This is a genomic window from Tsukamurella asaccharolytica, assembly GCF_007858435.1.
GTDB classification, from domain to species: domain Bacteria; phylum Actinomycetota; class Actinomycetes; order Mycobacteriales; family Mycobacteriaceae; genus Tsukamurella; species Tsukamurella asaccharolytica.
The window spans coordinates 1-771 of record NZ_VIGW01000035.1 but is presented as its reverse complement, the minus strand read 5'-3'; the positions used below and the strand labels follow the sequence as shown (position 1 = coordinate 771).

Here is a 771-nt window from a genome sequence, read left to right as displayed (position 1 = left end):
CTTGTAACGGGATCGAAACGCCGCGTCTTCTGCTGCTTGCCGCTAATGAGAGTAATCCCAATGGTATTGCCAACAATAGCTCTGGCTTAGTTGGGAAGAATATGATGGATCACTCCGGCATTCACTGCTCTTTCCAATCGAAAGATCCGCTCTGGGTAGGTCGAGGACCGGCGCAGAGTGCCGCAATGGTAGGTTATCGCGATGGTAGCTTCCGTCGAGATCACGCCGCCTTCTTAATTATTATGAATAATCTCAATCGCAATCTGGCAGAGACACAAGTGGCGCTTGAGAAAGGGTATGAAGGAAAAGAGTTACAGCGCGAAATTCGGGAGCGAACAACCCATTCGGTCTATTGGGATATCATGTTAGAGGTTCTCCCCTCTGAGGAGAATCGCCTCACCTTGAGTAAAACTCGTAAAGATGCATTAGGTTTAGCCTGTCCTGATATCTACTACGATGTTGGGGATTATACCCGTCGTGGTCGTATCGCTGCGCAGGAGAAATTGCGAGAGATTGCCGCACTCTTTAAAGGGCAAGAGGTAGTAGTCACGACAGAATTTGTTCCCAATAACCATATTATGGGGGGCAATATTATGGGCGATACACCGCAAAATGGGGTTGTGAATAGCTATTGTCGGACTTATGATCATGATAATCTCTGGCTCCCTGGCGGCGGTGCGATGCCCTCCTCAAGTGTTGTCAACTCAACGCTCTCAATGGCGGCGCTCGGTCTTCGTGCTGCTGATGATCTACTTAAAAGTTTGGAGTAAA

General features: G+C 48.5%; 1 protein-coding gene. It reads left to right on the top strand.

All coding sequences use genetic code 11. From position 1 onward, the window contains the following. Positions 1-770: GMC oxidoreductase (locus tag FK529_RS20835; RefSeq protein ID WP_146564335.1), on the top strand; the 770-nt coding region annotated here is incomplete at its 5' end. Position 771: the final 1 nt, after the last annotated feature.